Genomic DNA, 25102 nt, shown 5'->3' with positions numbered 1-25102 from the left:
TGCACTCCTCCTTTTTCTCTATAAACGAATGTACTCCTTAAAAATATGCGCGCCCCAAAGGATTTAGCATCACAACTTGTGACAATTATGGTTCAACTTTCTGCTGATAAATCATTGTTGAGAGCGGCGGAATCATGACCCTAATATGTTGAGAAAGACCGTGCCAACTGGTCGGGATGCTGAAGTGATTAGCGACACTGCGCTTACCGGAGCCTCCAAACCTCTCTGCATCGGAGTTGAAGATTTCCTGGTAGGTCCCTGGAACCGGAACACCAATGTTGTAATCAAAATGTGTGGCCGGAGTGAAATTGCAAATCACGATTAGCTCTTCGTTGGAGTGAATCGCTTTTCTGCGGAACGCAATCACGCTTTGGTTCGCATGATGAGGGTCAATCCATTCAAATCCTCCTGGCTTGTGATCTCCTTCATAGAGTGCAGGATACGTCCGGTACAACGCATTAAGAGCTTGCATATACGTCTTCATGCTGAAGTGAAGAGGATATGCAAGCAGCAACCAATCGAGCTCTGCTGAGTCTCGCCATTCAATGTACTGACCGAATTCCCCGCCCATGAACAACAGCTTTTTTCCTGGATGCGTCATCATGTAGCCGTACAAAAGCCTTAAGTGAGCGAACTGCTGCCACTGATCGCCAGGCATTTTATCAAGAAGAGATTTCTTCCCATGAACCACTTCATCATGCGAAAGCGGAAGCATGAAATTTTCCGTATGCATATACATCATGGAAAAGGTGAGCTTCTCATGATGCCATTTCCGGTAGATCGGATCGGTCTCCATGTAGGTGAGCGTGTCATTCATCCAGCCCATATTCCACTTGAGATTAAATCCCAGGCCCCCTTCGTATGTAGGAGACGTCACCATCGGCAAATTGGAACTATCCTCAGCAATCATCAGCGTATCGGGATGGCCTTTGAACACCACTTCATTGAGCTTCATAAGCAGCGCACGTGCTTCCAAATTCTCCTCCCCACCGAAGGAGTTAACGAGGCGCGGGTCTTGATCGGATCGGTCAAAGTTCAAGTAAAGCATGCTGGCAACCGCATCCACACGCAACCCATCCATATGGTATTCCTCGAGCCAGAACATCGCATTGGAAATGAGAAAGCTTTGCACTTCCGGTCGACCGAAATCAAAGGCAAGCGTTCCCCATAGAGCCTTATCCGCTTTGTCTGCCCCAGCATATTCATACAACGCTCGTCCATCAAACTGCCTTAATCCGTGATCATCGCGGCAAAAGTGGCCGGGGACCCAGTCCATAATGACACCTATGTTTGCTTGATGACATTTATCGACAAAATATTTAAAATCTTCATTAGGTCCGTATCGACTTGTGACTGCATAGTAGCCAGTAATTTGATAGCCCCAGGAGCCATCAAAAGGGTGTTCGCTCAGCGGTAGAAATTCAATATGCGTAAACCCTAACTCCTTGACATAAGGAATCAGCGTCTCTACTAAATCGAGATACGAGTAATACCCGCCGTCCTCCCTCCTACGCCACGTCCCAGCATGAACCTCATAGATAGAGATGGGAGATTGATCACTATTTTGCTTCTTTTTTTGTTCATACCATCCCCGGTCATTCCAGTTGTAGCGGCTTTTCGCCTTTATGATTGAAGCAGTTGCTGGCTTCAGCTCTGCTTGAGTCGCGTAAGGATCCGCTTTTAAGCGCACATCCCCTTCAGGCGTAACCAATTCATATTTATATGCCTGTCCCTCCGTAACATTTACAAAAAAGCCAACCCACACCCCTGCGCGATTCAAGCGAGTCAGTCGGTAGTCCCTTCCTTGCCACTCATTAAAATCGCCAACCACTGAGACAGCTTCCGCATTTGGAGCCCATACGGCAAATCGGTACCCCCTCGCCCCGTTTTGAACTTCCTCGTGGCAGCCAAGCAGCTTATAGCTATAGTAATTGGTTCCCTGATGAAACAAATACACATCGTCTTTTCGGACAGACACAGACAATCAACCTTCCCTCCTTTTCCACTTGCCGGTTAAGTCTCCTTAAAACGGGAGACACTGACCATTCAAGCCCGAACAAGTAAACAGACCCTTTGTTTAAGTATACGGGAACACACAAAAAACCAAAAGAAATTCGTCAGAAAACTTTTCTTCATTTTTCGACGTATTCTAAGTGCGTTTCTCCTTTGAAGAACAGAACGCTGCCTTGGAAAACGCTAGCCAACTAACGCTGAGCAGTGAGGTGGCATTGTCCCTTCCTAGTACCCGCTTGGAAAGAATACATTTTTTCACAAATCGCTTTTCGTTTTTGTTAGAACCGGGTATGGGTATCTACTTTTCTTCACACCAACTTTTGTTGGTATCTGTCGAAGGCTAAATGTTTTTCTACATGACGTGATGGTGTTTACTGACGAATAAAGGAGCAAGTCAACGCCCTCAACAATAGAATGTATGTAACTACCTAAAAAGGAGCGATCATCATTGACTCATTCAATCGCCTGGCTAGATAGCCCAGTAACTATAAATGTTGAACATTCACAGCCGAAGTGGAACAGCTTAGGCACGAGTGCATTTACGCTTGAAGCCGGCTCGTACTCCTATACAGTAGAGGATGTCGAGTCTATCGCTAAGGGGCGTCTGGCACTGCGGCTGTCTGAATGTCCACCTCTAGGCTTAGCGCTTTCACTACTTGTCGATGAGGATCGCTGTCCCGTTTATCCCCGCGACATTGTACGTACCTCTTATTTTGAGGAGCATTACTCAGCAGAACACGCCTCACTTGGGGCAATCTGTAGCGATAAATCAACAACGGTTTCGGTTTGGGCCCCTACAGCAACAGCAATGTCCGTCGTAGCGGATTCTCGATTGTATGCGATGAGCCGCAATGACCACGGTGTATGGCAATACACACTTGAAGGCGATTGGGACGGAATTTCGTATCAATTTGAAGTCGGCATTAACGGAAAGCAAAAGAGGGCCAATGACCCTTACGCCAAGGCATTAACAGCCAATAGCAAGGAAAGCGTCATTGTTAATATGGAACGTCTTTTCGCCAACCGCCCGGAGGCAAAACTTCCGACTCCCCTTGCCCATGAGCAAGACGCGATCATCTATGAGATTCACGTTCGCGATGCTTCCGCGCATGCTGCAAGTGGCATCAAAAACAAAGGAAAATACTTGGGGTTAACCGAGGCGCATACCGCAACAGAAAAAGGATATTCTACAGGCCTTTCTTACATCCACGAGCTTGGCGTGACGCACGTCCAACTTTTGCCCATCAATGACTTTGCCCGCGTCGATGAGCGCTTCCCGGAACAAGACTACAACTGGGGCTATGATCCGCTCTTTTTTCAAACGCCAGAAGGAAGCTATGCGACGGATGTGGAGGATGCAGGTGTTCGCCTCGTTGAAGTGAGAAACATGATCGATGCCATTCATGCCAAAGATCTACACGTTATCCTCGACGTTGTTTACAACCATGTATTTGAGATGGAGACATCCCCCTTTGAATCCTTGGTACCAGGCTACTATTTTCGCTACGAGGAGGACGGAAGGCCGAGCAACGGCACTGGGGTCGGCAACGATCTCGCCTCTGAACGTTCCATGGTTCGTTCCTTTATTTTAGACAGCATTAATTATTGGCTGACTTATTTTCAAGTTGATGGCTTTCGCTTTGATTTAATGGGCGCCCTTGATGTTGAAACAGTACAGCAAATACGGAGACGCTGCACTAGAGAACCAAGGCCGATTCTTTTACTAGGGGAAGGATGGGTTTTGCCCACCGTGCTTTGTGAGACTAAGAAAGCCAACGTCCATCAGTCCGAACAACTTCCAGGCATTCGCTTTTTTAATGACTTTTTCCGGGATATGATAAAAGGTGACTTATTTTCACCGCGAAGCACTGGCTTCGTAAACGGGCAAGGTCGACACCTTGAACAAATGCCTCACCTTGTGAACGGTTCTGTTTCTGCAAAATTCGGTATTCCCTTTGCCAGCGATATTACGCAAATTGTCAACTACGTTGAATGCCACGATAACCATACACTCTGGGACCGCCTACTTGAAGCGAACTCTGAACAAAGCGAGACAGAACGCAAACGGATGCATCAAATGGCTACGGGGTTCACTTTGCTTAGCCAGGGCATTCCTTTTCTTCATGCTGGTCAGGAATGGTTTCGCACAAAGAAAGGAGACGCCAATAGCTACCTATCAGGGGATCGCATCAATGCCCTCGACTGGACACAGCGAGAGCATGAAGAAGAAGCGGTTGCATTTGTGCGTGCGGCCATTCACTTACGCAAAACATACAAGGCCCTTCGCCTCGAATCCATCCACGACATCGAGCGCTCGTTTCATGTTTTGCAAATGCCTGAGAACCTGTTTGGCTATTTACTTTTTGATACCACGTCTGACCTTTGCATCGTTGCTAACCCAACCAAGAAGGCCCACCGCATTCATCTGCCTTCCACAGGGCACTGGAGCTGTGAGCTTTCCAACTGGATGAGTGAGTCCAAACTAGCTGAGCGAGAGACTGATTGTGAGTATGCCGAAATCCACCCCTATGAATTTGCCGTGCTTGTGAATGAAAGAAAAGGCTAATAAATTAACTAAAACTTCAAGGGAATTGGCCTTTAGTGAAACACATCAAAGGCCATTTCTCACTGCCATATTAAGAGGATTTAGGGAGTATGCCCTTAGTTCATTTATTCATCAACCCCGCTTAAAAACTGTCCCAAATCACGCAGCGCTTCCTCTTCATCTTTTCCTTCAGATTGCAGTGTCACCGTTTGGCCCTTGCGGATCGCAGCACTCGTTAACCCTAAAAGGCTCTTCGCATTTACCCTCAAAGATCCTTTGATTATGAAAACATCCGACGCGTATTGACTAGACTTTGCCACAAAATCCGCTGCTTTTTTGGCATGCAGCCCATCTTTCAACTGAACATTCACTTCCTTTTCCAAACGAAACCCTCCCATACTCAGATAGAGAAGTATATGCGTCTCTTCGAAAAATACGCTGGTTTTTTACCGTTAATTTCACTACAAAGCCTGATACCTAGCCTATTTGTCCCCTCCCCTTTTACGGCTGTTGACCTGCACTATATTCGTCCATGATCCACGGGTTGGCTGATCGTTGCTTTACGTACAAACCCCCTTACATTTTCACGTAGAGCTTTGCGCTGTCGATTAGCACTTTGAATCATACGAATGAAATACGCCGCTAGCTTGTATGTTTCTATTGACCCTCCTGCCTTTCCATAGTATGATCTTTATGATAATGAGAATCTTTTTCACTAAATAAATGAGGAGCGTTGGGTATGAAAATACGTTACATACTTCCTTTTGCTTTGCTCTTGCTAGTTTCTATGGCAGGGTGCGCTCAGGGGGATGAAACAGAAGAATCGGATTCCGGTGAGGAAAATTCCGAGGCGACTGATGAAAGAGAAACCGTTATGGTTGAGGATGCACTCGGTGGACAAGAATTGGAAGATGTGCCTGAAAACATTGTAGTGTTAGAATGGGTGTATGCAGAAGATTTGCTTGCACTTGGGGTTGAACCTACGGGAGTAGCGGATGTTGCAGGGTATGAAGATTGGGTAAATATTGAACCTGACCTCCCCGAAGACGTTACAGATGTAGGCACTAGACAGGAACCAAGTCTTGAAGCAATCGCCCAATTGGAGCCAGACCTTATTATCACGGCACAATCAAGACATGAAGCCATTCGTGACGAACTCAATAGAATTGCACCTACGCTTATGTTTGAGCCCTATCCCGAAGAAGGAGAAGGCGACCAATACGAAGAAATGGAAACTACGTTCAAAGAAATAGCGAAAGCCGTCGATCAAGAAGAACAAGCAACAGAAGTTCTCGACGATCTTGAGGCTTCCTATGAAGAAATTGCGTCGCAATTAAGCGAAGAAGGCGTTGACGGTACAGAAATTCTCCTATCCCAAGCTTTCAGCGCTAATGAGAATGCTGCTCTTCGTCTTTTTACAGACAACTCGATGGTCATGCAAATTCTCCATCGTATTGGCCTTGAAAATGCGTACGACGGCGGTTTTGAACTTTACGGATACACAGAAACAAATGTAGAAGCCCTTGAGTCGTACCAGGAGGCTGAATTTATGTACATCGTACAGGAAGAGGATAATGTTTTTGAAAATCAGTTAAGTGGCAATCCAGTGTGGGAAAACTTGAATTTTGTTGAGGAAGAGCGCATGCATGCCTTACCTGGAGACACATGGACGTTTGGAGGACCTTTAGCTGCTGAAGTTTTCGCAGAGCAAGCTGCTGACGCTCTTATAGGAGAGTAAATTATGAACTCATTATCACGTACAAGCAAGGCTGTCTTTACTTTCGGGGGAGGGACAGCCCTCTTGCTTTTTCTTATCTTTCTCCATTTGCTTCAAAGCTCCCAGGAAATGCCCCTGTCTACTGTGTGGGAAGCGATATGGAATAAAGGAGATTCTCTCCAACATCATATTGTTCGCTCCATCTACCTTCCAAGAATCGTCATTGGCCTTTTGGCGGGGGCTGCTCTTGCTGTTTCGGGGGTGGTTTTCCAAACCTTAACGAGAAACCCGCTCGCCTCTCCCAGTACACTAGGGGTGCATGCCGGAGCTTATTTTTTTGTCGTGGCAGGAACAGTACTTGGTCCTGCTTGGTTAACAGATAACGGTTTTCTACTAGCCTTTGCTGGAGGGTGTATTGCCGCGGTACTCGTCTTTAGCTTAGCTGGGGGACACACGGCCACACCCGTTCGGATGGCGCTCGCTGGCATGGTGTTATCGTTAATGTTTACCTCCTTTACATCGGTTTTGCAAATCTTTTTTGAATATGAAACGGCGGGGCTGTTTCTATGGGGCAACGGCACCCTCGTTCAACAAGATTGGAACGGGGTTACGTTTTCACTCCCATGGGTAGCTTTGATCACTGTCATTGTGATCTGGCTCGGAAGAAAAATGGACCTCTTGCTGCTTGGAGAAGATCAAGCAAAAACGCTGGGGGAAAACATCAGACTTGCCCAAGTGCTTATGTTTTTTTCAGCGGTTGGGTTAACAGCGCTTGTTGTTAGTGTTGTAGGGCCTATTGCTTTTGTTGGGCTTATAACTCCTCATTTAGTCCGGTTAATGGGGTATCAGCTTCATCGTATGTTAATTCCTGCCTCTATGCTTTGGGGGGCGAACCTGCTCATTGGGGCAGATGTGCTCGGGCGCTATCTCGACCCTAGTTTGAGCGAGCTGCCAGTCGGTTCAGTTACGGCTCTTATCGGAGCTCCGTGGCTGATATGGCTGATCCTTCGATACCGCAATAGTTTTTTTGGCGCCGGGGCAAAAGAAAGCGTATCTCCTGGTAGCCTCTCATTCTCGCTTCCGTATTCCGTTGTTGTAGCGGGATCGCTCTTACTCCTATTCGTTTCTTTTTTTGCTGGATTAGCTGGAGGAGGAGACGGTTTTGAGTTCAGAGCCACCTGGAGTGCGCTGTTTTCTGACGAAGCTTCTGGCCAACGCTTTATTATCTTTGATTTAAGGCTCGGCAGATTACTTGTCGCTATGTTTGCGGGGGTGCTGCTAGCGTTGAGTGGACTTCTTTTCCAGGGCGTCTTGCGTAATCCTCTTGCCGACCCGTCGATTATTGGTGTAACCTCTGGAGCGGGTGTTGGAGCGTTATCGATTATGTTTATTTTTTCTGGCCTGTCTGCAACTTGGCTTCCATTAGGAGCCATTGCTGGATCGTTTCTAACAGTCGCCATGGTGCTTTTTTTCACGTGGAAAACTCAATTCCATCCAGCCGTACTTGCTCTCATTGGGATCGCAGTCTCTGCTGCAGGTGGTGCCATTACGCAGATTTTAATTACCCGTTCCAATCTGAACGCTGCCTCGGCTCTCACCTGGCTGTCAGGAAGTACGTATGCATCTGGGTTTTCAGAACTGCAACAGTTCTTAGTCTGGCCGCTGCTGCTTTTACTCCCAGTAACGGCGATGTTAGTAACAAAACTCAACATCTTGGCTCTCGGCGATCAGACAGCGATTGGCCTGGGAGTACGGACAGCCAACACCCGTTGGCTTGCCATCCTACTGGCAACCTTTTCCGCCTCCATGGCTGTAGCTGCTGTCGGTACCATTGGTTTTATCGGCCTGGTTGCTCCTCATCTGGCGCGACTACTAGCAGGTACAGATCATCGAAAAATGATGCCAGTCGCCTTATTGCTTGGCGCCTCTCTACTCATGATTGCTGATACGGCAGGACGCATGCTGCTCGCTCCAAAAGAAATTCCCTCCGGACTCGTTGCAGCTATTATTGGTGCCCCGTTTTTCCTATGGCTCATGAGCAAAACGCCAAAAAAGTAACCATAAGGGTGGGCGCCCATCCTTATGGTTATTTTTCTTGATATTTTTGATAACGCTCTTTTCGTTCAGCTAATTTCATCCTCGGACACCTATAACAATATGGATTTGCCCCCTTGTATGCCAGACAACACGTTGGCTTTGTGTACAACGGTTTATGGTCAACCGGGTTAGGAATCGGGATGAGCTTGAACTGAAAGGGAGATCTTTTTTCTTGAAATATTTCCGCTCCCGCCTCTTGAGTGATAAACGCCCAATCCTCTTGTAATCGCTGCTGTAGTTCGGCTGGCTCTGTCACTTTTGCTAAGTCAATGAAATAAGGGACGGCGTGATACACTTGCCCCCACAGCTCGCGAGTGGAAAGTCCAGCCCGGGAAGCAAAGGCTTGAAACAGAGGAGCGACGTGATTCGTATAAAAGCTGGTCAGTTTGTTCTGTCTGCTTGCTCTATCGATCGACCCTTCTCTGGTAAACTTTGTATGGAATTCAAACGCCGGTTCATTTCCCTCAACACGAGAACAAAAATAAACGGTTAGTTGATCAAGCGTAGCACTTACCTTATATCCTTTCGCTACCGCCAAATGGAAAAACGCAAGATAGCGGCTGTACCGATTTGCCCAAAATACCGCCGTCATATCAGCACTTGGAGCGTTAATACATCCACCGTAGTCCTCCAGAAACCGAGATAGCTTCGCCCCCTCCAGCCATTCACAGGGGGTGTACGCCATTTCATAGCTACTGGGAGAGTCTGGTCTAACCGCAAACATTTCATACACCTTGGATGGATGTTCTTTTGTATCAACAACAGTCATGCCTATCCCCTCGCAACTTGAGTTGGTCCTTCTGTTTCTGGAACGGCTTCTAAATGTCGATCCACCAGGTCATACGTCATACAAAGAGGTTTTCCTGTTCGAGGATCCGGTACAACATAGGCGTCGATTCCAAACACTCGCCTGAGAACCGATTTACTAATAACGTCAGAAGGGGTTCCAATATGCTGGATTTCTCCAGACTTCATCGCAATTAAATGATCGGAAAAACGAGCCGCATGGTTTAAATCATGGATGACCATGACAATGGTACGTTCTTCTTTCTCATTTAGTTCTTGCAGAAGTTCTAGTATTTCTAGTTGATGGGCCATATCCAAGTAAGTGGTAGGCTCGTCAAGCAGCAACAGATCCGTTTCTTGGGCAAGTGCCATCGAAATCCATGCTCTTTGTTTTTGACCTCCCGATAACGCTTCAAGGGGGCGATCCTTGTACTCTAACATGCCGGTATCCGTAATCGCCTTGTCGACGGCTTCCTTATCTGCCACTGACAACCGTCCAGCACCACGACGGTGTGGATAGCGCCCGAAAGCAACAAGCTGCGCCACTGTCAGTGTTTGTGGTGTATCCGGAGACTGTGAAAGAATAGCCATTTCTTTGGCTACTTCTCTCGTTTTCAATTCCTGGATGCTTCTGCCGTTAAGATACACCGCTCCCCCATCCGGTTTTAGAATACGGGCCATTGCTTTTAAAAGCGTTGATTTCCCGCAACCATTCGGACCAATAATGGATGTAATTAGCCCTTCAGGTACTTCAATGTTCATATCGTTAATAATTGTATGGTTATGATAAGAGACTGCTATCTCACGTGTGGACAACTTCGACATGTTTGGAACCCCTCCGTATTTATCCATTCACTAATAACATTGATAATCATTTTCACTAAAAAGTATAAATGGTTTTTGGTCAAAGATCAAGATCAGAGACAAAGTTCCTCAAAAAAATAGGTGCCTAACGATAAAGGGGATCGCTCCCTTCGGTCATCATTGGTTTTGACTCTCCTGAGCGAGACGCTAGATAGATTCACATGTCTCTTAAAAAAACAACCCCCTTTAGTTGGCAAAGGAAGGTTGTTATCGCTTTACTTACACCTGAAGACGGGCAAACACTCGCTTCACAGCCGCAATCGTTTTTTCAATGTCTTCATCGGTGTGTTTTGTGGACAGAAACAGCCCTTCAAACTGCGAAGGAGCGACGGAAACCCCTTCTTCAATCATGCCGCGGAAATAAGCGGCAAACAGGTCAAGATCCGACGTCTTCGCACTCTCAAAGTCGCGAACATTCTCGTCTGTAAAAAAGAAGCCGACCATTGAACCGGCGCGATTGATATGGTGGGGAATGCCGTGTTTTTTAGCGGCGTCGCCTATTCCTTCTTCCAGACGCTCGGCTTTCTTATTGAATTCCACATAGTCTTCTTTTGTCAGCTGTGAAAGGGTCTCATACCCAGCGGTCATCGCAAGTGGGTTGCCTGAAAGCGTGCCGGCCTGATAGATCGGACCACTCGGGGCAATCTGCTCCATGATTTCTCGCTTTCCACCAAAGGCGCCGACTGGGAGGCCTCCCCCGATGACTTTTCCAAGACAGGTTAAGTCAGGAGTGACTCCGAATTCGCCTTGTGCACAATGATACCCCACACGAAATCCAGTCATGACTTCATCGAAAATTAAGAGCGTGCCATGGCTACTCGTTAGCTCCCGAAGCGTTTCTAAAAAACCTGGTTCTGGAGGAACAACGCCCATATTGCCAGCTACTGGTTCAACGATCACCGCCGCCAAATCATCCCCGTACTGCTCAAAGACATAGCGCACGCTCTCAAGATCATTGTAATTGACTGTGAGCGTGTTTTGTGCAATCGACTTTGGAACACCGGGACTGTCGGGCAACCCAAGGGTCGCGACGCCAGAGCCAGCTTTAATGAGAAGTGAATCGCCATGGCCGTGATAGCAGCCAACGAATTTCAAAATTTTGTTCCGTCCTGTATAGCCACGAGCAAGGCGCAGCGCACTCATTGTCGCCTCTGTTCCTGAGTTTACCATCCGCACGACCTCAATCGACGGCACGCGTTCAACAACAAGCTCTGCAAGCTTCGTCTCAAGTTCGTGTGGTGCACCGAAGCTTGTGCCTCGCTCCGTGACTTGTTTTAGCTTTTCCACGACGTTCTCATCAGCATGTCCTAGAATTAAAGGCCCCCAAGAGAGCACGTAGTCAATGTACTCATTGCCATCAATATCGAAAATATGAGAACCAACGCCACGGTCCATATAGACAGGGTTCATCCCCACGGAATTAAAGGCACGCACCGGACTGTTCACGCCCCCTGGCATGACGCTCTTCGCCTCTGTAAACGCCGCTTTTGATTTATTATAGTGTCCCATCGAATCGCCTCCTTTATTGATTTTCACGAAGCCATTTGACGGCATCTTTGGCATGATAGCTCATAATAATGTCCGCCCCAGCTCGCTTCATGCTGAGCAACTTCTCAAGCACAATCTCTTTTTCATTAACCCAGCCATTTTGCGCGGCTGCTTTAATCATTGCGTACTCCCCGCTCACATTGTACGCAACCAGCGGCACTCCGGAGATGTCCTTGACTTCGCGAATAATGTCAAGATAGGAGAGAGCCGGTTTGACGATCAAGAAATCAGCGCCTTCTTCTAGGTCCGAAGCAGCTTCGCGAAGCGCTTCCTCGCGGTTGGCTGGGTCCATTTGGTACGTTTTGCGATCGCCAAAGCTAGGCGTACTGTGCGCTGCGTCACGGAACGGACCATAAAAGGCCGAAGCATATTTCACGGCATAGGACATGACGGGTACATGTTCATATCCTGCCTCGTCAAGCCCCTCGCGAATCGCTGCAACAAAGCCATCCATCATATTCGAAGGGGCAATAATGTCTGCCCCCGCCTCCGCTTGAGAGACCGCTGTCTGTGCTAGAAGCGATAGCGACGGGTCATTCAGTACTTGACCATCTTCAATGACGCCACAGTGGCCATGGTCCGTGTATTGACATAGGCACGTATCGGCAATCACCGTTAGCTCAGGAAACGCTGCTTTCACCTGACGCGTTGCCTTTTGCACAATGCCGTTGTGGTCATACGCCGCAGAACCAACTTCATCCTTATGGTCCGGCACGCCAAATAGCATAATCGAGGGAATGCCGAGAGAGACGACTTCTTCCACTTCTTCATATAGCAAGTCGAGCGAGCGCTGGTAAACGCCGGGCATAGAGGCGACTTCGTTCTTGACTCCTTCGCCCTCTGTCACGAAAATCGGATAAATAAAATCGTCAGCACGAACCTGGGTCTCTCGCACCATTCGTCGAATCGATGCTGTCTGTCGAAGCCGACGGTGGCGTGAAAACGGATGACTGCTCATCTTGACGTCCTCCTTTAGGGGTATGTTTGCATCGCTTGAATTAAATCGTTCGTTGTGTAGCGGATCGGAACAATATCAACCTTTAGCCCGTAGTTCTCCGCTGTCTTTGCTGTCACAGGCCCGATACAGGCAATGTAACGCCAGCTGATGTCTAGCTTTTGCTGCACGTTTGCAAAGTTCCTCGCGGTCGAAGAGCTTGTCAGCGTCACATAGTCAAAGGTCTTTCGATCGAGCGCAGCAAAGTCTTCCTCTACGGTGGCAGGCAGAACAGTATCATACAATAATAGCTCCTTCACCGCCGCCCCTCTCTCTTTGAGAAGCTGTGGCAGTGCTTTTCGTCCAAGCTTTCCTCTAGCAAGCAGGATGCGTGTGCCCTCTTTTACATCGAGGGCTTCGGCGAGCGACTCCGCGACAAATTCATTCGGCGTTACGCTCACCTCAAAGCCATAGGTTTTCAGACTCGCAGCCGTTCGTTTTCCGACCGCCGCTAGTTTCGGCAAAGTCGAGGACTTGCGATCACAGTGCTGCAAATGGCTGAAAAAGTGATGCACCCCGTTAACACTCGTGAACACGAGCCAGTCAAATTGGTCAAGATGGTGCAGTGTCTCTTTCAACTCATCGGTTGCTGGTGTCTGCGTGAACGCAATCAACGGCAAATGATGCGCGGTAGCTCCTAGCGAATCTAGCTTTTTAGCAAAGGCACCCCCCTGCCCCTTTGCTCTTGTAACCAGTACATGCGCACTAGCAAGCTTGTTCACGAGTGGCCTTCCTGCTCTCGCATAACCTCATCAAGAAGTTCCTTTGCCCCTTGAGCAAGCAACGTTTTCGATACGGACTTGCCGAGAGCGATAGGGTCCTTTCCTTTTTGAACTTCTTTCAAGACGGTCTTCCCATCGGGCGAGCCAACGAGGCCGGTGAGCTCAATTTGATCGTCGCGACCCACTGTCGCGAAGCCACCGATGGGTACCTGACACCCGCCTTCCATCAAGCGGAGAAACTCTCGCTCCGCCGTAACCGTTCGCGCTGTATAGTCATCGTTTAATTTCCCAAGTAGACGGATGACTTCTTGATCGGCTGCTCGGCATTCGAGGCCAAGGGCTCCCTGCCCGATGGCCGGTGTGCAAATGTTCTCATCTAAGTATTCGCTCACAAGTCCATCGCTATAGCCCAGTCGCTTTAGTCCTGCGGCCGCTAAGACAATCGCGGAAAATTCTTCTTCCCGCATTTTCCTCAGCCGCGTTTCCACATTTCCACGAATCCACTTTACACGCAGATCCGGGCGATGGTACAAGATTTGTGCTGAACGCCTAAGACTGCTTGTACCCACAATCGAACCTGCTGGCAGCTCTTCAAGTGTCTCTCCATGCTCACTTACAAGGGCGTCTCTCGGGTCCTCACGCTCGGTAATGGCCGCAAGTGTAAACTCATCCAAAATTGTGGACGGTACATCTTTCATAGAATGAACGGCAACATCAATTTCCTCATCCCTAAGAGCTTGCTCAATTTCTTTCACAAACAGTCCTTTGCCGCCAACTTTTGAAAGTGTTACATCAAGAATCCGATCCCCTTTTGTGACGATTTCCTTCACCTTAAATTCATAGGGTACGTCCATGTCTTTTAATTTTTGGATGACCCAGTCCGTCTGAGTTAGTGCCAGCTTGCTTCGTCTTGTCCCAATAACAATTGTACGCATAGAAACCTCCCGTTTCAATTCTAATACCATATGTGAAAGCTAGGGTACTGCCCAGACAGCAGAAAATTAAGTAACACTACTAAGAAGGCAATAATATTGAGCCAGACGGCCTTGTACCCGCGACCATACTTGACGAGTCTTCCATATAAATAAAAACCGTAGGCACCAAGGGCGACCAGGGATATCAAGATCTTTGGATCCGCCCACGGAAATCTCTCAAATTCAATAACTGCCCAGACAATGCCTAGAATTAGACCTGTTAAAAAAAATGGAAAGGCTACAGCCGCAGCGCTAAACGAAAATCGTTCAAGCGCTGGCAACGAGCCAAAACGAATCAGCCTACGGCCCCACTTCTTTTGCTTTAGCATCTGGTGCTCAAGCAAATAGAGCACCGACGTGGAAAACGAAAGAGTAAACCCTGTATAAGACAGCAGGATGAAAATAACGTGAAGGATAAGAAGCTCGGAAACCAGCAACTCAGCCAAGGCATTTGGCACATCTCCAGACGGCACAAACAGGCTAAACGTCATAACGATAAAGCCAGTCACATTCATCACAAAGACGAGAAAGGCCATTTTCACCTTCCAATTAATGAAAAGAGAGAGTGTGACAATGGACCATGCATAAAAAAAGAGCCCCTCAAACGGCGTCACCATTGGCAGGCGGTCAAGTTCGATCATCCGCAACATGAAGTAAACCGTTTGCAGGCTCCATACGAGGGAGAGAAACCAGAAGGCCGTTCGATTAGCCTTCTGGCTATTCACTGTAAAATCAATAAAATAACCGAGTAAACTAAGACTGTATAAACAAATCGTTATTGGGTAAATCCAGTCCACGTAGGATCACTCACAGTCTATGTGCGAATAGCAACCCCGTGCTTGTAGCCCGGGACTGTCGCAAAATCATCTTTCGCTTCTTGCCATTCTCGTTCGGCCTTTTCCACTCGCGCACGAGCTTCTTGCTTTTCAAGCTGCTCCTCAAGCGCAAAAAGCTTTGTAAAAAGCTCCAGCGATTCTTCAGCATCCGGCTCTGTCGCTAGTTCCTTCACACGGGTGAGCGGATCGCGAAGCAGCTGATTCACAATGCTTTTTGTATGCTTACGCAAAACCTTCCGATCTCTCTCAGAGAGATGAGGCAGCTTACGTTCGATGCTCTCCATCGTTTCCCCTTGAATGGTGAGTGCTTTTTCACGTAGGGCCGTAATGAGTGGGACCACACCTAATGTATTGATCCAGCTTTTAAATTCAACAAGTTCCTCTTCAATCATTAATTCAATCTTTTCCGCTTCCTTCTTTCGTTCTTGCATGTTGGCTTCGACGATGTTCTGCAGATCATCAATGTCGTACAAATAAACATCGTTAATCTCCGCAATGGCGGGGTCGATATCACGTGGAACCGCAATGTCGATCATGAATAGCGGGTTACCTTTTCGTTTTTTGACAACTCCAGCAACAGTCTCCTTATCCAGGACAAATTGAGAAGCTCCCGTTGAACTAATTAGCACGTCCGCCACACTAAGGGCCTCGCCCATTTCGGCATAAGGGCGTGAACTTCCTTTGAATTTCTCTGCCAACTGCGTGGCTTTTTCTTCCGTGCGGTTCATAACTGTGATGTTCGCCGCACCACTGGCATGCAAGTGCGTGGCGGTTAGCTCACTCATTTTCCCTGCACCTAAGATCAACACATTCTTCCCTTGAAAGCTACCAAAGATTTTCTTGCCAAGCTCCACGCCTGCATAGCTAACGGAAACCGCCTGAGACGAAATTTCCGTCGCTGAGTGCGCCCGCTTCCCAAGCGTTATCGCTTGCTTAAACAGCTGATTGAATATTGTCCCTGTCACGGCCTGCTCCTGTGCAAGCAAAAATGCAGAACGTACTTGACCCAGAATTTGTGTCTCCCCAATGACCATCGAGTCAAGCCCTGAGGCCACCCGTAGCAAATGCTCGACGGCGTGATCGTTTTCACGAATCGTCAAGTATGGCGTGATCAATTGTTTATCTACACCAAACCATTCCGATAGAAACGCCTTCGTGAAATGCCGACCCGTATGGAGTTGGTCAGCCACCACAAAGACTTCCGTACGATTACATGTGGATAGAATCACACCTTCCATGATGCTCTTCATCCCTCTAAGTTGCTTCAGCGCAGCCGGAAGCTGGCTCTCTTGGAAAGCGAGCTTCTCTCGAATTTCAACTGGGGCTGATTTATAGTTTAGTCCGACAACAATCGTGTGCATGGTTTTATAAGACCCCCCAAATATCTCTATCCGTCCACTACTGTCTCTAGTATTGTACCCAAATTTAATTATAACATGTCTAAATAAGGATACCAAAAAAAGAATTGTGAACGTTTCAGGAAAAGCGAAGGCGAGTCGAACTGAAGCGAGGATTTTGGAAGGCCTGACAAAGAAATCACGGTTTTGGATTTCGTGTCAGGACTGAAAAATCCCGAGCGTCTACCCGCCGCAGCTGGATCAGGAAAAACGGAGGCGGGTTGCCCAGAAGCGAGAATTTTGGAGACCTGACAAAAGAAATCCCGATCTTGGATTTCGTTGTCAGGGCGAAAAATCTCGAGCGTCTACCCGCCGCAGCTGGATCAGGAAAAAGCGGAGGTGCCCCGCACACGAGCGACAAGTTCTGGAGCGACGGGAGCATCAAGTCCGAACTTGACTTGATCTCCCGGCGTGAAGAAACCTCGAGCGAGTGGGCGCCGCAGCTGGATCGAGAAAGGCGAAGGCGGGTTGCCTTGAAGCGAGAAGGAGCATTCCCAAGATTGCTCTTGAACGAACAAAAAACAGCCCCCGACTTCCAGCTGTTCTTTATTTTAGATCTTTTATAGGAAACGTTTTGCTAGTCCTTCACCTTTAAGTGATGCAAAATCGTGCGCCATGCTTCTTCGCGCCCCTGTCCTGTTTCAGAGGAAAATAAAAGAAGTTCATCCTCAGGATTTTTCTCAAGCTCTTTCCGAATAACGGCTAGATGTTTTTGCCATTTCCCTTTGGGAATTTTGTCCGCTTTGGTTGCCACAAGAATCACATGGATATGGAAGTGCTTGAGCCAGTTATACATCAGCTTGTCATCCTCCGAAGGCTTGTGACGAATGTCGATTAGTTGCAAAACGGCTTTTAGCGGTTCTCGTTCGGCCAGGTACGCCTCAATCATCCGCCCCCAGGCAGCTCGTTCGGTCTTTGACACCTTTGCGTAACCATACCCGGGAACATCTACGAAATAAAGCCGTCCATTAATTTCATAGAAATTAAGCGTTTGCGTTTTCCCAGGATTTCCGGAAGTCCTTGCAAGTCCTTTTCGATTTAGCATTTTGTTTATGAACGAAGACTTGCCGACATTTGAACGTCCGGCAAGTGCTAGTTCAGGAAGCAATGTGTTCGGGTATTGATCTCGTTTCACGGCCACATGGGCAAGATCTGCCTGCGTTACTTTCATTTCTATTCCTCTCCCAGCGCGTGTTTCAAGACATCATCCAAATGTCCAACCAGCACAATCGACAGGTCCTCCCGCACGCTTTCGGGTATATCCTCAATGTCTTTTTCATTGTCCTTCGGTATTAAAATTTTGGTTAAACCAGCTCGGTGGGCGCTCATGGCTTTTTCCTTCAGACCTCCGATGGCTAACACGCGTCCCCTAAGCGTAATTTCCCCTGTCATACCCACTTCACGCTTGACCTTTCGTCCTGTTAACGCAGAGATCAGCGCGGTCGCCATCGTGATCCCAGCAGAAGGTCCGTCCTTCGGTGTCGCTCCTTCAGGGACGTGAATATGGATGTCATTTTTCTCATGGAAGCTAGGTTCTATTTGAAGTTCGTCGGACCGAGCACGAATATAGCTGAACGCCGCCTGTGCGGACTCTTTCATCACATCGCCAAGCTTGCCTGTTAGCGTCAGTTTGCCCTTCCCAGGTGCTGTGGAGACTTCAATCGCAAGCGTCGTCCCCCCCGCCGCTGTATAGGCAAGCCCCGTTGCAGCACCGACCTGATCTTCTTCCTCTGCCATCCCGTATCGGAAGCGTGGCTTGCCGAGCATGGTTTCCACCATATTTTCCGTAATGACGACGCGTTTTTTCTCACCTGCGACGATCTTTCTCGCCGCTTTACGACAAAGCGTTGCTAACTGGCGTTCTAAGCTCCTCACACCTGCTTCTCTCGTGTAATAGCGAATCACTTTCGTTAATGCGTCTTCTTTCATTTGTAGTGTGCTTTTTTTAAGGCCGTGGTCTTTCACTTGCTTCGGCAACAGATAGTTTTTAGCAATCTCCAGCTTCTCGATCTCCGTGTAACCGGGGATGGAGATGATTTCCATGCGGTCCAGGAGAGGGGCTGGAATCGTTCCAATATTATTCGCTGTTGTCACAAACATCACATTGGAAAGGTCATAGGCTTCCTCTAAATAGTGATCACTGAACGTGTTATTTTGTTCCGGATCCAGTACTTCAAGCAGTGCAGAAGCAGGGTCTCCACGAAAATCTTGAGCCATTTTATCGATTTCATCAAGAAGAAAGACTGGATTGATCGTTTCCGCCTTTTTCATTCCCTGAATCAGTCTTCCTGGCATCGCTCCAACGTATGTCCGCCTGTGGCCACGAATTTCAGCTTCATCACGAACACCCCCCAAGGACATTCGCACAAATTTGCGGTTAATTGCCCGGGCAATCGACCGTGCGAGTGAGGTCTTCCCTACCCCTGGAGGCCCCGCTAAGCAGAGAATCGGCCCTTTCATGCTTTGAGTAAGTTGACGCACTGCCAAATACTCAAGCACACGCTCTTTTACCTTTTCGAGCCCGTAGTGATCCTCATCCAAAATGCCTTCCGCGTGTACAACGTCAAGCTCATCCTCCGTCTTTTCGCTCCAAGGCAATTGCACGAGCCAGTCTAAATAGGTGCGAAGAATGGAGCTTTCTCCGGCATTTGCTGGCATTTTCTCATAGCGGTCAAGCTCCTTTAGCGCCTTCTCATGGACATGTTCAGGCATCCCAGCAGCCTCAATTTTTTCCTTGAGTTCAGCGACTTCGCCTGTACGTCCTTCACGATCCCCGAGTTCTTTTTGAATGGCTTTCATTTGTTCACGCAGATAATATTCTTTTTGCGTTTTCTCCATCGACTTCTTGACGCGCTGGCCAATTTTCCTTTCAAGGCCTAGCACTTCTTGCTCGTTACCAAGGACTTCAATCAAGCGTTCCAAGCGCTCAGTCACTTCGACAAACTCCAGCAAATCCTGCTTTTGGGCGAGTTTTAGGGGTAGATTGGCGGCAATCGTATCCGCAAAGCGCTCTGGATCAGAAATCTCCTTTAGCGTAGCAAGCGTCTCGGGAGACGCTTTTTTAGACTGCTTGGAGAATTGTTCATACATTGCAAGCAGCGTCCTCATCAGCGCCTCGGTGCTTGCATCCGCTTCATTGGCCTCTACAAAAAGGGAGACATCCACAACGAGCACATCTCCCAAGTCATGAAATTCATCAACAGACCCTCTCTGAATCCCTTCGACATGAATACGTATCGTTCCATTCGCGAGTTTGTTCGATTCTTTAATTTTGGCAAGGGTACCGATGCTATGTACATCTTCCTTTGCCGGTTCATCCATTGTTGTTTCTTTTTGCGATGTCAAAAAGATATATTGATCGTGACTTTCAGCTTCCTTCAGCGCCTTGACTGATTTTTCTCGACCCACGTCCAAATGCATGACCATCCCGGGAAAAATAAGCACACCACGCAAAGGAAGGAGCGGAACACGTCTTTTTATACTTGTTTCAATCACCCGCTAAACACCTCCACATGACTTTAAAAGCAACTTTTTCATTACTATATAATTGGAATAAAAAGCGCCCGTCTAGACGACCGACGCCCATGTACGCGCTTGTTCTTATCACTTTGCTAAATGAATGAATTCCATCTGTTCATTTTATCCCATAAGACCAATTCTTGTCTAATAGTTAAACTGAGGCAGGCGCCTGTTTAATCATTGAAGATGCTGGAATGATTTCCTCCCTTTTAGCCTCTTCTAAGGCAATGGCAAGAACGTCGTTGAATGTCTCTACCGAAATGACCTTTACTCCTTCAATGTTCTCGAGAAGAGCTTGCTCGTTTTCTTTTGGGATGATCACCGTTTTAGCGCCGGCAAGCTTGGCGGCTTTTACTTTCGCAACGACTCCGCCAATCGGCTTCACTCTGCCACGAATGCTTAGTTCTCCTGTCATCGCCACATCATGAAGGATCGGGATGTCGTGAATGCCTGAATAAATGCCTGTGGCAATCGCAATCCCAGCAGACGGACCATCCACAGGCGTGCCGCCAGGGAAGTTTACATGAATGTCATAGTCTTTCGTTGGCACTCCCATGCGTTTAAGAACCGATACAACATTTTCCACTGACGAGCGAGCCATACTCTTGCGTCGAATCGAATGTGCCTGTGATCCGGTGCTTTCCTCTTCAGCAATCCCTGTAATGGTCATCGTCCCGTCGCCAGAGTTCTCTTGAACGAGCACTTCAATTTCAAGGAGTGCTCCACTGTTCGGACCAGTTACTGCCAGTCCGTTGACAAGACCAACGGCCGACTCCTCGTGAATCAAACGCTCTGGCCTTGGACTCATTTGACTGGAGTGTAGCACCCATTCTACATCTTTGACCGTAATCGTCTGACGATCCTCCGCACGCGCCACCCCGACGGCAATTTGAATGATGTTCACCGTTTCTCGCCCATTTGTAGCGTAAAGAGCCACCTTTTCGGCTGCTTGTTCCTCAAGGTTCATGGCTACTTTATTTGAAGCCTTCTTTGCGATTTGAACAATTTCCTCTTTGTCTAATCCTCTAAAGAACACTTCCAAACATCTCGAGCGTATCGCTGGCGGCATTTCTTCCGGTCTTCTCGTTGTCGCTGCGATCAAGCGGAAATCCGCCGGCAGCCCGCGTTTGAAAACATCATGAATATGCGTAGGGATCTGTGTGTTCTCTTCACTATAGTACGCACTCTCAAGAAAAACTTTACGGTCTTCAAGTACTTTCAATAATTTGTTTTGTTGAATGGTATGAAGCTCGCCAATTTCATCAATAAAAAGAATGCCTCCATGTGCTTTTGTCACTGCTCCCGGCTTCGGTTGGGGGATGCCTGCCTGTCCCATTGCTCCAGCCCCCTGATAAATCGGATCATGCACCGAACCAATCAAAGGATCAGCAATGCCACGCTCGTCAAAGCGTGAAGTCGCTCCGTCAAGTTCAACGAAAGCCGCATCTGACTTAAACGGGGAATCCCCTCCTCGCTTGGCTTCATCGAGTACGAGACGTGCGGCCGCTGTTTTTCCCACTCCTGGAGGCCCATAGATAATAACGTGTTGTGGGTTTGCTCCACAAAGAGCCACACGTAATGTTTTCAAACCATCCTCCTGCCCTACAACATCGCTTAAATCTTTCGGCCGAACTTTTTCTGATAGCGGTTCTGTTAAAGCAATCGATCGAAGCTTGCGCATTTGCTCGAATTCTTTTTTCGATTCCTTGTCAATATACGTTCGCTGACTGCGCTGGTTTTTTAGCAAGTTCCAAAAGTAGAGGCCGATGACCACCCCGAAAAATAACTGTACGAGTAATGCGATACCTGTCCAATTCATGATGTACCCCCTGTTTGTCCTAAGAATCTTTCCTTTAGTATTTCCGGGAAGTCTTGAGATAGTCAGATGAGCATGCATGCATTATTTCCAATTTCTTTATGAGGAAAAACTGGTGGCCCTTCGCGTTATTGAAGGCTCACTTCTGACCAAACCGCCTCCGCTTTTCTAACAAAAAAAGCGGTAGGAGATGTGCGCTCTCCTACCGCTTTTTTCTTATGCACTTTCTTTCGGTTTGTTTAACGATAGCTCCGAGCCATCTTCTGACTTGAGGATCGGCGCGGCGTTATCGATTATACATGCGCCATGAATCACACATTTGACGGCATCTTCACGGGACGGCAGATCAAACATCACATCAAGCATAATGCCTTCAATAATGGAACGGAGGCCGCGTGCGCCTGTTTTGCGTTCAATCGCTTTGTTGGCAATTTCTTTTAGTGCGTCATCGGTGAATTCTAACTCCACATCATCAAGCTCGAGTAGCTTTTGATATTGCTTGACAAGAGCATTTTTTGGCTGAGTGAGAATCTCAACCAAGGCGCCCGTATCAAGCGGTGTTAAGCTCGAAATAACTGGAAGTCGACCAATAAACTCCGGAATTAAACCAAACCGTAGCAGATCTTCTGGAAGAACTTTTTCCAAGTATTCACCGGGCTTGAGATCTTCTTGCTTCGTTTCAGATCCAAATCCAATGACTTTCTTACCGAGACGACGCTTGATGATTTGCTCGATCCCGTCAAACGCCCCTCCACAAATAAAGAGTACATTGGTGGTGTCAATTTGAATAAATTCTTGATGAGGATGCTTACGCCCCCCTTGCGGTGGCACGCTAGCCGTAGTGCCTTCAAGAATTTTCAGGAGCGCTTGCTGAACGCCTTCCCCTGATACATCGCGTGTAATGGATGGATTCTCGGATTTGCGGGCAACTTTATCAATTTCATCGATGTAGATGATGCCTTTTTCCGCCTTTTCTACATCATAATCGGCAGCTTGAATCAGCTTCAGCAGGATGTTTTCAACGTCTTCGCCGACATAGCCCGCTTCTGTGAGAGACGTCGCATCAGCAATTGCAAAAGGAACATTCAGGATGCGAGCAAGCGTTTGAGCAAGAAGCGTTTTTCCGCTGCCCGTAGGCCCGATCATCGCAATGTTACTTTTGGCAAGCTCCACATCCTCAGACCGAGAGCCAGAGTTTACGCGTTTGTAATGATTGTAAACGGCGACCGCCAGTGACTTCTTCGCGCTTTGTTGACCAATGACGTAGTCGTCAAGAATGTTGCAGATTTCATTTGGCTTTGGAATTTCCTCGAGCTCAACTTCTTCATCCGTGCCAAGCTCTTCTTCAACAATTTCCGTACAAAGTTCGATGCACTCGTCGCATATATACACACCAGGACCAGCTACAAGCTTACGCACCTGATCTTGCGTCTTCCCACAAAATGAACACTTGAGCTGTCCTTTTTCTTCATTAAATTTAAACATGAGCTCACCCCTTACAGGATATTCTACCGCTTGTTGCTTATCATCGTTTTAAGCAGAAGCTTAAACAAGCAATCCTAACGCAATGTCAAATCATTTTAGCATACCTACGTGAAACTCTCTAGAAAAATGCCTCCATTATGTATTTCTTTTCCTATAGCTTATGTACGTGTACCGCTCTTCTATACCCATTCAAGAACAACGAGCGAAAACCCTCTTTTTGCGTAAAGATCTTCTTTCCTTGGAAACCCCTTTACCATCTTGTTCAATATGGCGGTTCCCCATACATGGAGAGGAAGACCGCAAAATAACAGAAAGGTGCGGAAATCCGCACCCTTCTGGACGTTCTTTTATTCTGCCGCTGGCTCTACTTCTTTACTGTGTTCAACAAGAAGTTCCATTGCTTTACGAACTTTCAGATCCCCTTTTAAGTTGTCTACGCCGCCTTGAGCAGCAAGTAGAGCTTTGATTTCCTCAGCAGATCGTTGATACATGTCAGCCATTTTCTCTAGTTCAGCGTCCACTTCCTCCTCTGAAACTTCTACATCCTCCGCTTCAGAGATCGCTTCAAGCGTTAAGTTCACGCGTACGCGTTTTCCAGCGTCTTCCTTGAACTGCTCACGCATTTGCTCTTCCGTTTGGCCGGAGAATTGGAAGTACATATCAAGGTTCATGCCTTGCATTTCCAGACGTTGACCGAATTCTTGCAACATGCGATCGGTTTCGCTTGTAACCATCGCTTCAGGAATGTTAATTTCCGCATTGTTTGCTGCTTTTTCAAGCAGTGTATCGCGTACAGCGCTTTCTGCCTGTTGTGCTTTTTGTTCTTCAAGGTTTTTGCGAACGTCTGCTTTAAGCTCGTCCAATGTTTCAACGTTTTCGTTGGCATCTTTTGCAAACTCATCGTCAAGTTCCGGGAGCTCTTTACGCTTAATGTCGTGAATCTTCACTTTGAACGTTGCTGGTTGACCGGCAAGCTCCTCCGCATGGTACTCTTCAGGGAATGTCACTTCTACGTCTTTATCATCTCCTGGTTTTAAACCGACAAGCTGCTCTTCAAACCCAGGAATGAAAGAGTTCGAGCCTATTTCAAGTGAATAGTTCTCAGCTGTACCGCCTTCGAACGCTTCTCCGTTTGCATATCCTTCGAAGTCTAGTACGGCTGTATCTCCATCTTGCAGCTGCCCATCTTCAACAACAACTAGCTCTGCGTGACGCTCCTGCAGCTGTGAAAGCTCTGCTTCTACGTCTTCATCAGAGATCTCCGTATCCTGCGCTTCCACTTCAAGACCTTTGTAGTCGCCAAGCTTGACTTCAGGCTTCACAGTAACCGTCGCTTTAAAAATTAAGTTGCTGTTCTTTTCCATTTGTTCGACGTCGATTTCTGGGCGGTCCACCGGTTCAATGCCTGCTTCATCTACCGCTTGAGCGTAAGCATCAGGCAGCAGGAAGTCAAGGGCGTCTTGAAATAAGGACTCCACACCAAACTGCTTTTCAAAAAGACCCCGCGGGACCTTCCCTTTACGAAAGCCAGGGACGTTCACCTTTTTTACCACTTTCTTAAACGCTTGATCAAGGGCATCATTGACTTTATCGGCCTCAACTTCAACCGTTAAGACGCCCGTGTTCTCTTCTGTTTTTTCCCAATTTGCACTCATGAATAGTTCCCTCCAACTCGTTTTATCTCAAAAGAAATACTAGGTAGTATTACTCTACACGCTCTTGACAACCACCCTATTATAACATAATGCGGTGATCTTTCAATCATCCTCCTGCGGGAATCGCTAGATTT

At 47.6% G+C, this 25102-nt stretch carries 18 protein-coding genes; 3 read left to right on the top strand and 15 right to left on the bottom strand.

Annotation, left to right across the window (positions count from 1 at the left end; all coding sequences use genetic code 11):
• Nucleotides 1-85: 85 nt before the first annotated feature.
• Nucleotides 86-1978, bottom strand: coding sequence for a 1,4-alpha-glucan branching protein GlgB (gene glgB / locus AVZ68_RS07545; protein ID WP_367576332.1), 1893 nt, complete (start codon nucleotides 1976-1978; stop codon nucleotides 86-88).
• 483 nt (nucleotides 1979-2461) lie between these two features.
• Between glgB and pulA the strand changes: the two genes are divergently transcribed.
• Entirely contained in the window at nucleotides 2462-4579 is a 2118-nt protein-coding gene (gene pulA / locus AVZ68_RS07540) for a type I pullulanase (protein WP_059103906.1), read from the top strand.
• A 104-nt stretch (nucleotides 4580-4683) separates the two neighbouring features.
• Here pulA and AVZ68_RS07535 read toward each other — a convergent pair whose 3' ends face one another.
• The gene (locus AVZ68_RS07535) at nucleotides 4684-4941 is read right to left on the bottom strand and encodes an HPr family phosphocarrier protein (RefSeq protein ID WP_245628077.1); all 258 of its coding nucleotides are present in this window, start codon (nucleotides 4939-4941) and stop codon (nucleotides 4684-4686) included.
• 356 nt (nucleotides 4942-5297) lie between these two features.
• Between AVZ68_RS07535 and AVZ68_RS07530 the strand changes: the two genes are divergently transcribed.
• Complete coding sequence (locus AVZ68_RS07530) at nucleotides 5298-6296, top strand: ABC transporter substrate-binding protein (RefSeq protein ID WP_059103904.1); 999 nt, start codon at nucleotides 5298-5300, stop codon at nucleotides 6294-6296.
• Between the two features lie 3 nt (nucleotides 6297-6299).
• The gene (locus AVZ68_RS07525) at nucleotides 6300-8333 is read left to right on the top strand and encodes an iron ABC transporter permease (protein ID WP_059103903.1); all 2034 of its coding nucleotides are present in this window, start codon (nucleotides 6300-6302) and stop codon (nucleotides 8331-8333) included.
• Between the two features lie 28 nt (nucleotides 8334-8361).
• Here AVZ68_RS07525 and AVZ68_RS07520 read toward each other — a convergent pair whose 3' ends face one another.
• From AVZ68_RS07520 to tig, 13 genes are all read right to left on the bottom strand, one after another.
• The gene (locus AVZ68_RS07520; protein WP_059103902.1) at nucleotides 8362-9141 is read right to left on the bottom strand and encodes a hypothetical protein; all 780 of its coding nucleotides are present in this window, start codon (nucleotides 9139-9141) and stop codon (nucleotides 8362-8364) included.
• Between the two features lie 2 nt (nucleotides 9142-9143).
• Nucleotides 9144-9983: an ABC transporter ATP-binding protein gene (locus tag AVZ68_RS07515; RefSeq protein ID WP_059103901.1), complete on the bottom strand. Its 840-nt coding sequence runs from the start codon at nucleotides 9981-9983 to the stop codon at nucleotides 9144-9146.
• A 258-nt stretch (nucleotides 9984-10241) separates the two neighbouring features.
• On the bottom strand, nucleotides 10242-11531 hold the full coding sequence (gene hemL, locus AVZ68_RS07510) for a glutamate-1-semialdehyde 2,1-aminomutase (RefSeq protein ID WP_059103900.1): 1290 nt from the start codon (nucleotides 11529-11531) through the stop codon (nucleotides 10242-10244).
• A gap of 13 nt (nucleotides 11532-11544) precedes the next feature.
• Nucleotides 11545-12528: a porphobilinogen synthase gene (gene hemB, locus AVZ68_RS07505; RefSeq protein WP_059103899.1), complete on the bottom strand. Its 984-nt coding sequence runs from the start codon at nucleotides 12526-12528 to the stop codon at nucleotides 11545-11547.
• Between the two features lie 14 nt (nucleotides 12529-12542).
• On the bottom strand, nucleotides 12543-13286 hold the full coding sequence (locus tag AVZ68_RS07500) for a uroporphyrinogen-III synthase (protein WP_059103898.1): 744 nt from the start codon (nucleotides 13284-13286) through the stop codon (nucleotides 12543-12545).
• Nucleotides 13283-14221, bottom strand: coding sequence for a hydroxymethylbilane synthase (gene hemC / locus AVZ68_RS07495; protein ID WP_059103897.1), 939 nt, complete (start codon nucleotides 14219-14221; stop codon nucleotides 13283-13285). The genes AVZ68_RS07500 and hemC overlap by 4 nt, the downstream gene beginning before the upstream one ends.
• Before the next feature lie 20 nt (nucleotides 14222-14241).
• Nucleotides 14242-15057, bottom strand: coding sequence for a cytochrome C assembly family protein (locus AVZ68_RS07490; RefSeq protein WP_059103896.1), 816 nt, complete (start codon nucleotides 15055-15057; stop codon nucleotides 14242-14244).
• A 17-nt stretch (nucleotides 15058-15074) separates the two neighbouring features.
• Nucleotides 15075-16457: a glutamyl-tRNA reductase gene (gene hemA, locus AVZ68_RS07485; protein WP_059103895.1), complete on the bottom strand. Its 1383-nt coding sequence runs from the start codon at nucleotides 16455-16457 to the stop codon at nucleotides 15075-15077.
• A gap of 613 nt (nucleotides 16458-17070) precedes the next feature.
• Complete coding sequence (yihA, locus tag AVZ68_RS07475) at nucleotides 17071-17664, bottom strand: ribosome biogenesis GTP-binding protein YihA/YsxC (RefSeq protein WP_059103893.1); 594 nt, start codon at nucleotides 17662-17664, stop codon at nucleotides 17071-17073.
• Nucleotides 17665-17666: 2 nt separating this feature from the next.
• The gene (lon, locus tag AVZ68_RS07470) at nucleotides 17667-19988 is read right to left on the bottom strand and encodes an endopeptidase La (RefSeq protein ID WP_437182685.1); all 2322 of its coding nucleotides are present in this window, start codon (nucleotides 19986-19988) and stop codon (nucleotides 17667-17669) included.
• A 175-nt stretch (nucleotides 19989-20163) separates the two neighbouring features.
• Nucleotides 20164-21831 carry an ATP-dependent protease LonB gene (gene lonB, locus AVZ68_RS07465; RefSeq protein WP_059103892.1) on the bottom strand — a complete coding sequence of 556 codons (1668 nt, stop codon included), beginning with the start codon at nucleotides 21829-21831 and terminating at the stop codon, nucleotides 20164-20166.
• A 213-nt stretch (nucleotides 21832-22044) separates the two neighbouring features.
• Nucleotides 22045-23313 (bottom strand): ATP-dependent protease ATP-binding subunit ClpX, encoded by a 1269-nt coding sequence (gene clpX / locus AVZ68_RS07460; protein ID WP_059103891.1) that lies wholly within the window; start codon nucleotides 23311-23313, stop codon nucleotides 22045-22047.
• A 347-nt stretch (nucleotides 23314-23660) separates the two neighbouring features.
• Nucleotides 23661-24968 (bottom strand): trigger factor, encoded by a 1308-nt coding sequence (gene tig / locus AVZ68_RS07455; protein WP_059103890.1) that lies wholly within the window; start codon nucleotides 24966-24968, stop codon nucleotides 23661-23663.
• Nucleotides 24969-25102 lie beyond the last annotated feature (134 nt).

It is taken from the genome of Shouchella shacheensis (genome assembly GCF_001484965.1).
GTDB lineage: Bacteria > Bacillota > Bacilli > Bacillales > Bacillaceae_D > Shouchella > Shouchella shacheensis.
This window is presented reverse-complemented; position numbering and strand designations above follow the sequence as displayed.

Bases quoted from the DNA above. Each gene is read 5' to 3' on its own strand.
- yihA (WP_059103893.1), bottom strand. From the start codon at position 17,664: ATGAAAGTAACGCAGGCAGATCTTGCCCATGTGGCCGTGAAACGAGAT.
- clpX (WP_059103891.1), bottom strand. From the start codon at position 23,313: ATGTTTAAATTTAATGAAGAAAAAGGACAGCTCAAGTGTTCATTTTGT.
- tig (WP_059103890.1), bottom strand. From the start codon at position 24,968: ATGAGTGCAAATTGGGAAAAAACAGAAGAGAACACGGGCGTCTTAACG.
- AVZ68_RS07515 (WP_059103901.1), bottom strand. From the start codon at position 9,983: ATGTCGAAGTTGTCCACACGTGAGATAGCAGTCTCTTATCATAACCAT.
- AVZ68_RS07520 (WP_059103902.1), bottom strand. From the start codon at position 9,141: ATGACTGTTGTTGATACAAAAGAACATCCATCCAAGGTGTATGAAATG.
- AVZ68_RS07530 (WP_059103904.1), top strand. From the start codon at position 5,298: ATGAAAATACGTTACATACTTCCTTTTGCTTTGCTCTTGCTAGTTTCT.
- hemB (WP_059103899.1), bottom strand. From the start codon at position 12,528: ATGAGCAGTCATCCGTTTTCACGCCACCGTCGGCTTCGACAGACAGCA.
- AVZ68_RS07525 (WP_059103903.1), top strand. From the start codon at position 6,300: ATGAACTCATTATCACGTACAAGCAAGGCTGTCTTTACTTTCGGGGGA.
- hemL (WP_059103900.1), bottom strand. From the start codon at position 11,531: ATGGGACACTATAATAAATCAAAAGCGGCGTTTACAGAGGCGAAGAGC.
- hemC (WP_059103897.1), bottom strand. From the start codon at position 14,221: ATGCGTACAATTGTTATTGGGACAAGACGAAGCAAGCTGGCACTAACT.
- hemA (WP_059103895.1), bottom strand. From the start codon at position 16,457: ATGCACACGATTGTTGTCGGACTAAACTATAAATCAGCCCCAGTTGAA.
- lonB (WP_059103892.1), bottom strand. From the start codon at position 21,831: ATGAATTGGACAGGTATCGCATTACTCGTACAGTTATTTTTCGGGGTG.